A 7,756-nucleotide genomic window follows, 5' to 3' on the forward strand; every position below is an offset into this window, starting at 1 on the left:
GTCAGCTTGATGATCCATAAGCCATTTCTCCACCTCCGCAGCCCTGCCTGTCCCATGTTTGCAGTGGATGTCCAGCTGCGTCTAAGGAAATGACGGACGGGATCTGTTCGAGGACTTCTTCCGGGATGTTGTCCGTAATGTCATAGATCTTTAGATCATGTTCTGCCAAAACGTGCTCAAGTACAACATAGTAATCATCCTTTTTTCCGGACTGTCTGTCATATCCATCCTTCCAGGTGGAGGTAAGGATGATCTGTGCGTCTGTCAACTCCACGATCTTTGCGAGGAACCGGACTCTTTCCGGATCAATGTGCCTGGTCTGCCAGTTGAGGTAATCCGTATGTGTCAAAACGCCGTCAATATCAAAAAATATTACTTTCATGATCTTTTCCTCCTTTGGACAGTATAGAATCTATCTGTTTTTCGCTCCAGTTTCTCTGGAAAATAATATCCCCGCCTGGAACACAATGTCCTTTCTCATCAGATTCCACACAATGATGCGAAATGTAGAAAGTTTCGCACAGGATATGGGCATATGTTTTTCCGTTTTTGTTTCAACTCACAGTCGGTAATTTCACAGATTCTGACATGTCAGCAACATACTGGCTGTGATTTGCCTCATGAATTGCAATCCCGAAGCCTTTGATTTGGAATGTGAACTGCTTAACACCCAGTTCCATAAAAACAAACGGTGCGATAAAGTCAAATGCCACCACTATATCATCAGTCACGATCCCAGAGATATTACCGATCATGACCGGAGAGCAGTCGGCATGGAATATGCAAAAATAGATTTTCCGGGGCATCAGGCTCTTATCTGTACACATACGGATGCTAGCAACAACTCCGGCAACACCAAAAACAAGCGAAATCCCATCGACACAAATCATCCATATAAAAAAATCAGCCTTGATCTGTTTATCCAGGCCAAGGCTGATTTTTAATTATCCACTTCTTAGAACAGGATTTGTACCGTTGCATCTTGAATCAACTCGACAAACTGTTCCTTTGTTACAACTTCTTTGCGGCATACAACAGATTTATCTGCCCGTTGCTTCGTATAGGTCAGCTTTCTGTCATCCCGCCGAAGTTGCCGAATATCATCCATCGTCAATATGCCTTCTCGGTACATTTGACACAAAATAAAATCATTGGACTTAAATGCCACAGAAATCGGAGATTCCAATGCAGGACTAAATTCCCGATTGCCCTTTAATTTTTGCTCTGCGCTTGTCTGAAACTCATGCGCATCCGTATCCTGCGTATAAATCGTAAGTGTATCCACATCATCGTGATACCATGCAAACACTTCCGCAAGAATCGTCAGAGAAATTTCTCCGGCATTCTTCTTCAGCACTCGTCCTGTTGATAAAGTTCTTCCCGAAATTGGCCATTCATCATACATCTGCTTTAACCATTCTTCCGAAGAATCCATATCTAACAAATCGGCCTTTCGCACATTTCTGCGAAGATAGCGCATCAATTCTGATACTTTTGATACCGCAGCCTCTACAATATAGTACAGGTTTATATCCTCATCACCGACTAAAGCTCCATATTTAGTTTCATCAATCCAGTAAAGTGGGTATCCATTGGATTTGAGTTGCTCAACATACACACTTCGATACTCTGAATCCTCGATTTCTTCCATTACCCACTTTGGTATAAGAATCAAATCATAAATTTCAAGAATCCTATCCGATGAACAATTTCTTTGACTCAGTTCGTGCATAAATGCCAGCGATGAGTTATCCATGAGTGCTATTTTTGTTTCCCCACCATACTCTTTAAATTCTGGTATATTAAGCATCCGAATCTCCTGTCAGCGTTTTGAATTCATTTAAGACTGTTCTCAAAAAGGCTTCATTGTCTTTATGGTACTCTACTTCCGGTTCATTCCGAATCGTTGTATTGATTTTTTCCTGTAGCGAGCTTACATTAACCACATAGGATGGCCGCACAAGTGAATCATCCAAACCAAGATTACGGAAGCTACGAGCGACATCTGTAATCTGAACGTCAAAGTTTCTTTTGACTTCCTCCGCAATGGTCATATTCCCAGTCTTTATTGCGCTTTCATACAATGAAATCAAAACTGCCTTATAAGGAGCCTGAAAAGCATTCATACATTGAAAAGCTTTTGATTGGAAATCCATATCCCGCAGTTCCTCGAAATATGGCATAAGTTTTCCCAATAACATAAGCGCAGCAAAATACTCTGCCTTACGCTCCTCCATCAGTGTTTCTGATTCTATCAAGTGGTCGAAAGAAACTTCGTCAAACAGAAGATGATAAATCTCATGCCATGCCGTAAAATACTGATTCGCTCTCGGAAGTGCTGTGTTTATCAACGGAATACGTTTTCCATCCCGAACAAAAATAGCTCCACTCAAATAATGATTATCAACCGGCAACTGTATTAGGCCATATTCTTTTAGAATTTGAAATGCCAACTGTATCGGTGAATTTATTTGCATTGGGTTATGCTCTGACCAGATAAGCGAAACTCTTTCTGCCATCTCTTTTTCAATGGCTTCATTTTTTGCAATAACTTCATCCAGGTTGGCTGCTGTAATCCGTTCGCTCATAGATTTCCACCTTTAATAATAAACGCTACAAAGATTCAAGATGTCCTGCAACAGATCGTATTCTTGTGTTGCCTTTTCATTCATTTGATAGTCGATGGGTGCATTTTGAGAATATACCGCATCTACACTCTGCGCTTTTGGTGCAAATCCCATTAGAACATTGGGATTGATATTTAAGCAATTAAGGATTTTGTTCAAATGTTTATCAAATGTGCTTTTGCTGTCTATCTCACCATTCAGAATCTTATCTAACGTAGGGCGAGAAATGTCAACTTTTTTGCAAAACGATACCTTTGAAAATCCATTACTACGAATATAATCCTTTAATTTTGTTCCGACTAATTTTCTCATTTCAAAAAGATCATCAAATCGCATTATCGTCTCTCCCTTCTAATGCTATTATATACGATTCGCTTTCTGAAATCAATATGGATGTAAAAAAGTTTTTTACATTTCTGCGTCTCGTGTTACTATTCACTCCGTTCACGGTAACGTAGCCATAATTCATTCCAGATTGCCTGCGGCAATGGAATTTTGGCTTGTATGTCTCGGTATATTGGCATGAATAAGTCAAAACACCTCGCGGAATAGTGGTGTGTGAACAGTAACCGTCTCGTGGCTTGCAAAATGAGAAAAAGGCAGCTTCCTTTCTAGGATGACAAGCGAGAATCCTAAATTCATATCTTTTGTTTCTTCTAATAGTTTTTTGAACGTCATATGATTTCCTCCTAATATTCAACACCAATTCTCTTCTACATAAACACAAGCATTCTCCCATTACACAATGTTTTTTCACCAAACCTGCAAGGAATCGGAACGATCATACTTCCTCCTTTCTGTCACACCTGACTACTTTTCACAAATTTACTACATTCTCTTCACAGTCTCATCACGGTTTTCCGCTATATTAATGATTGTAAACAAGCAGGATTGCTTTTCATATATATTTTTTCTCCTTTTGGGCCGGGATTTTCCCGGCTTTTTCTTTTGCAAATTTCCCTGCTCTCGCATCTTCCAGCTTTTCCAGTTTCGCCTGCTTTTCTTTCTCCAGCTGTTCCAGTTCTTTCTTCTTACCATCAACCTCTTTCTTCTTATTTCGGATACCTGAAGCTACCTCTTTTCTGGAAGCAACATTTTTGCTGACCAAGGGATATTTCCCCATTAATTCCGGACACGTATCAAGGTCTGCGTATTCTTTACAGGAAACAATTCTATCCGGGAGACCGATCATCAGGTTTCCGGACTGAAGGACAGCTATCCCAGCAGAACGATACAGCAGATCCCAGGAAAGGCCCATACTGTCCAGGTAATCCTAGTGCTGTCTGATGCTGTCCAGTTTAAACCCCGAAATCTCCCCAAGCGTATATCCGCAGCCATCTGCGTCCTCCCCTTCTCCTGTTTTGCTATACATACTCCAGAGAATGTCCTGGATCTCTTTGGGAACAGACCAGCGGACGGCAACATACCATATTTATTCCGTAAAATTGAGACGATGCAGAAGGATTTCACCGAGTGCACTGGCCAGACAAAAGATCAGAGACCTGTCGTTGATTTTTGCATTATACAGGACTTGGATGACATATTCCGGGTTTTCCGGCATCTCCGCGATCCTGGTATCTGTATCAAGGCTTTCATCCGGCACACACTGGATCCCGGCCTTTTTCATCGCTTCCATTAAAGTTTCCAGCGATACCGGTACCGTCAGACCAAGAACCTGTCTTGTCACTTCGGCACACGCTGCCATCTCATACCTCATATTCTCATATCTTACGTATTCATTCATGAACTTCCTCCGTTTTGATATCTGCGGACAAATCTGCCAGTCAGGTAATATCCTCCGCATTTCATCGCCTTTAATATCTTACCTTATTGCAATGATAGCATTTTTCCCTCAGAAAATATACCGATACGAAAAAAGGCAAAATCCCCTATGATACAGGAATTTTGCCATATCCATTAAGTTAGCGCAGGGTACCCCAGCCATTTCTAAATCGGGGAGGGAATGCGCGTGATCCTTTTATTTCTTATCCGGCCAGTACCTTTTCCAGCCGGTGTTGTAAACCCTGGACACAGGTGTACATTTTTTCAGGGAAGCGGATTTTTTACCGTCAGAGGCAGGACGGGTGAACTGTACGTTTACCTTCTTGACAGTCTTTCCGTCTTTATCCGTAACATATCTCGTATGTGTCCCATGGACGGTCATCTTCTCCCCTTTATACATTACGATGCTCCCGGGTTTCAGACTGCTGGCACCCCTGCGGATGGAATTGTGTCCCTTTGACACTTTGTATCCACGGTACCGGTGCAGGTTCTCACTATCCTTTTTGTGGTTCCTGCTGATACGCCCATTGGACAGCTCACTGCCTTTCTTTTCGCTGCCGTCCCTGGTGTCCAGGTAGACGGCATCGTAAAATCTCTGAAGGACACGGTCATGCCTCGGAATCTTTTTCCAGTATTCCGTATCCGACCGTTTTTTGGGATGGAAGGAGGCCATGGAAAAGGCATCGTTGACATGGCTCTTGGGCAGGTGGAGTTCCTGCCGCTTCCTTTTTGTAGTCACCCCGTAGGTGACGGACACCTGGACCCCGGGGGCGACTTTTTTGATCTCGTCCAGCATGATCCACCTTACGGATGTCATATAGGATGCATCCTTTAAGGTCTTAAACTCCGGTTCCTTTCCATACAGGATCCCGTTCTTCCCATGGTTTGCAGGGGTATGGCACTGCTCACAGGCAGAGGCAAGGTTTGCCAGACGGTCTGTCCGGTCCCCTTTCCAGTAACCGACATGGTGTACATGGAGGATAGCCCCGTCCTTTACGGAACGCCCGCAGAAACGGCAGGTATGTCCGTCCCGCAGGAATACGGCAGCCCGGAGGGTATCCGTGCCATAGCGTTCCCCCTTCTGGTATCCTTCCCCTTCCGGTACGGGTTCCCCCTTCGATACGGCTTTCAGGGCCTGTGTGTCAAATTTCCCCATCTCGAAGCAGGCGGAGGTCACCGGGACAACCCTGCAGAATTCCCTGAACAGCCGCACCTAGACCTCCATCTTGTGGAGGAGGGTAGGAGGCAGCCATTTTTCGTGGCCCTCCTGGGGCTTCTTCTTCCGGTTGTCAAACCTGGGCTTCCGGTACCGTTTACGGTTCCGCCGTGTCCTGCGGTTCTTCTTCCGGTCATTGTGATGTTCCGGTTCATTCTCCAGAAGGTCACGCTGTTCGCTTAAAAGTTCTTTTTTCTCCGTACACACGCTGATCCCCACATGGACGGATCCGGTGTCGGATTTATATTCCACTTCCTGTACTTCCCCGTCTGCCCGGTCCACGAGCTGGATGGTAAAATACGGACGGTATTTAAAGATAACGGCACGTCCCTTTTTCAGGAGCTTACGTGCCCGGTATGCACTGGTCGGCATCAGGGGCTTCCCAGTACTGGTCACAACTGCTACCATATGTTTCCTTTCCGGCTTACGCCTTCCGTCCGGCATCCCTGCCCGGTACGGCGGACCGTACCGGACGGGGCGGCAGTCCTTCCCCTGCCGGTGCCCTGCGGCTTCTTTTTCAAGTGTTCTCCATACTTGATGTTATAAAGGGTTTATGCCGGCTGCACTTCCCCGTACCCAAAAAGGGATGTTTAACAGCAGGCCGCAGAGCAAGTGGGACGTGGAGGATATCCCCTGGTGCCTATATATTCCTTTATAACGGAGCCGTTACCCTGCAGTTTCAGCAACCGGGGCCGCTGACATACAGAGCTGGCCTGAAGTAATCAACCAGGCTTACATCATTCCGGATAACAAAAGTTATCTTTCGTTCTGCAAGCCCCGGTCATTCTCCCAGAGGGAGATATGACAGGGGGTAATTGACGGCAGCGTATTCTTTGATCCAAAGAAAAACAGAGTTCCGGATTCATTGATGCACTGGCATATGGTATCCTTCTTTACATACACTCGGCCTACACTGCAAAGAAAAGAATCAAAGTCCTTTTTTAAAATATAGATATTGCCCGATTCCAGAGAATGCGGGCTTACAACAAGATTTAATGAATCCGCTGACATGATATCAATCCTCCTTAGTATTAATCCGCGGAATCCAGTCCTCTTCCACTTTCTTTAATAAACTCTTCGGCACACACTCTTTTAATGCAGAATTTTCCGCCAATGCCATATCGATCAGATAAAAGTCGTTTCCATTCTGCATGATATCCATGCTCCACTGTCCGGTTAAGCCTATCTCCGGAAGCATCCTTTTCAGATTTTCCTTAACTTTTCCGATATTTTTTCGATACTGTTCCATCAGTTCTTCTTCCGCAGCAGAGTACGTGATGTAATCATGCACCTTATCCGGTTTGGTGGAATCCGCGGATGCCCGCCCATTAGCCTTTACAGAAAACCAGCGATGGGGCAACAGGAATGTAGACATGACAGATTACGTTTTAGCCTGGCAGGATATCCCGAAATGCATGGATAAAAAAGTAGTTTTGCCAATTTAACCCCAAAAAGTGAATTCAAATTCACTTTTTTCATAATCTTTGCTCATATTATTTAACAAACATCCAGCACATTCGCCTGGATACTGACAGTTCCCTGCCATTCATTTAAGTCCGGATAATACAACATTTTGAAATCATTGAGCTTACCATCCTGATTCAAGATCCGCTCTTTTTCTTCAATGTCATGAAAACAGACCCCGTTCCGGCATACAGCACTGTTAAAGGCGATCTTCAGGACATTTTTGTTTTTTCCAATGATCTGTGCCTGGCTTGCACTGACATTCTGCTGGGCAAATACAGGTTTTTCATTTCCTTTGCCAAAAGGCTCCAGGATATCCAGCTGTCTGATAAACCCTTCTGTCAGATAATCTACCGGCATAACCACATCAATCATGACTTTTGCCACAAAATCGGCTTCCGTCAATCCGCAGCGCACATTCAGCTGTTTCCGGAACTCTTCCAGGTTTTCTTTTTTTAAGGACAGACCGGCAGCTAACGGATGTCCGCCAAATCCCAGCATCAGGTCTCTGACTTCTGACAGTTTTTCAAACATGGAATAAGCTTCAATGGAACGTCCGGAACCTTTCAAAAAGTCCCCATCCCCATCGGTCAAAACAATTGCAGTTTCGTCAGCCACCTTTCCGATTTTCCGCAACGGCAGTTCCGGTGACTCTCATGGGATCCCT

14 protein-coding genes are annotated in these 7,756 nt (G+C 44.4%); 1 reads left to right on the plus strand and 13 read right to left on the minus strand.

Annotated features, from left to right (window positions below; genetic code table 11):
* Position 1 precedes the first annotated feature (1 nt).
* Together AC075L_RS05665 and AC075L_RS05670 are read right to left on the minus strand one after the other, a co-directional pair.
* Positions 2-382, minus strand: a complete 381-nt coding sequence (locus AC075L_RS05665; protein ID WP_476387318.1) for an HAD domain-containing protein — start codon at positions 380-382, stop codon at positions 2-4.
* 172 nt (positions 383-554) lie between these two features.
* Positions 555-755: a hypothetical protein gene (locus AC075L_RS05670; protein ID WP_476387331.1), complete on the minus strand. Its 201-nt coding sequence runs from the start codon at positions 753-755 to the stop codon at positions 555-557.
* Between AC075L_RS05670 and AC075L_RS05675 the strand changes: the two genes are divergently transcribed.
* A complete protein-coding gene (locus AC075L_RS05675) occupies positions 660-944 on the plus strand; it encodes a relaxase/mobilization nuclease domain-containing protein (protein WP_476387330.1) in 285 nt (94 codons plus the stop codon). The two genes, AC075L_RS05670 and AC075L_RS05675, sit on opposite strands and share 96 nt — an antisense overlap.
* Before the next feature lie 11 nt (positions 945-955).
* Here AC075L_RS05675 and AC075L_RS05680 read toward each other — a convergent pair whose 3' ends face one another.
* The 11 genes from AC075L_RS05680 to AC075L_RS05730 form a co-directional block, all read right to left on the minus strand.
* On the minus strand, positions 956-1,810 hold the full coding sequence (locus tag AC075L_RS05680) for a hypothetical protein (protein ID WP_476387319.1): 855 nt from the start codon (positions 1,808-1,810) through the stop codon (positions 956-958).
* A complete protein-coding gene (locus AC075L_RS05685; protein ID WP_476387320.1) occupies positions 1,803-2,588 on the minus strand; it encodes an ImmA/IrrE family metallo-endopeptidase in 786 nt (261 codons plus the stop codon). Before AC075L_RS05685 ends, AC075L_RS05680 begins: the two co-directional genes overlap by 8 nt.
* Positions 2,589-2,600: 12 nt before the next feature.
* Positions 2,601-2,963, minus strand: a complete 363-nt coding sequence (locus tag AC075L_RS05690) for a helix-turn-helix domain-containing protein (protein WP_476387321.1) — start codon at positions 2,961-2,963, stop codon at positions 2,601-2,603.
* A gap of 195 nt (positions 2,964-3,158) precedes the next feature.
* Positions 3,159-3,305 (minus strand): hypothetical protein, encoded by a 147-nt coding sequence (locus AC075L_RS05695; RefSeq protein WP_476387322.1) that lies wholly within the window; start codon positions 3,303-3,305, stop codon positions 3,159-3,161.
* A gap of 220 nt (positions 3,306-3,525) precedes the next feature.
* Entirely contained in the window at positions 3,526-3,885 is a 360-nt protein-coding gene (locus tag AC075L_RS05700) for a hypothetical protein (RefSeq protein ID WP_476387323.1), read from the minus strand.
* Positions 3,886-4,059: 174 nt separating this feature from the next.
* Positions 4,060-4,371: a hypothetical protein gene (locus tag AC075L_RS05705; RefSeq protein ID WP_476387324.1), complete on the minus strand. Its 312-nt coding sequence runs from the start codon at positions 4,369-4,371 to the stop codon at positions 4,060-4,062.
* Between the two features lie 234 nt (positions 4,372-4,605).
* On the minus strand, positions 4,606-5,622 hold the full coding sequence (locus AC075L_RS05710; protein WP_476387325.1) for an HNH endonuclease: 1,017 nt from the start codon (positions 5,620-5,622) through the stop codon (positions 4,606-4,608).
* The gene (locus AC075L_RS05715) at positions 5,623-6,069 is read right to left on the minus strand and encodes an RRXRR domain-containing protein (protein WP_476387326.1); all 447 of its coding nucleotides are present in this window, start codon (positions 6,067-6,069) and stop codon (positions 5,623-5,625) included.
* Between the two features lie 312 nt (positions 6,070-6,381).
* Entirely contained in the window at positions 6,382-6,636 is a 255-nt protein-coding gene (locus tag AC075L_RS05720; protein ID WP_476387327.1) for a hypothetical protein, read from the minus strand.
* A 4-nt stretch (positions 6,637-6,640) separates the two neighbouring features.
* Positions 6,641-7,000, minus strand: coding sequence for a hypothetical protein (locus tag AC075L_RS05725; protein ID WP_476387328.1), 360 nt, complete (start codon positions 6,998-7,000; stop codon positions 6,641-6,643).
* Between the two features lie 122 nt (positions 7,001-7,122).
* A complete protein-coding gene (locus AC075L_RS05730) occupies positions 7,123-7,707 on the minus strand; it encodes a DHHA1 domain-containing protein (protein ID WP_476387329.1) in 585 nt (194 codons plus the stop codon).
* Positions 7,708-7,756: the final 49 nt, after the last annotated feature.

The organism is Blautia sp. ZXY-1-B12, from assembly GCF_056339915.1.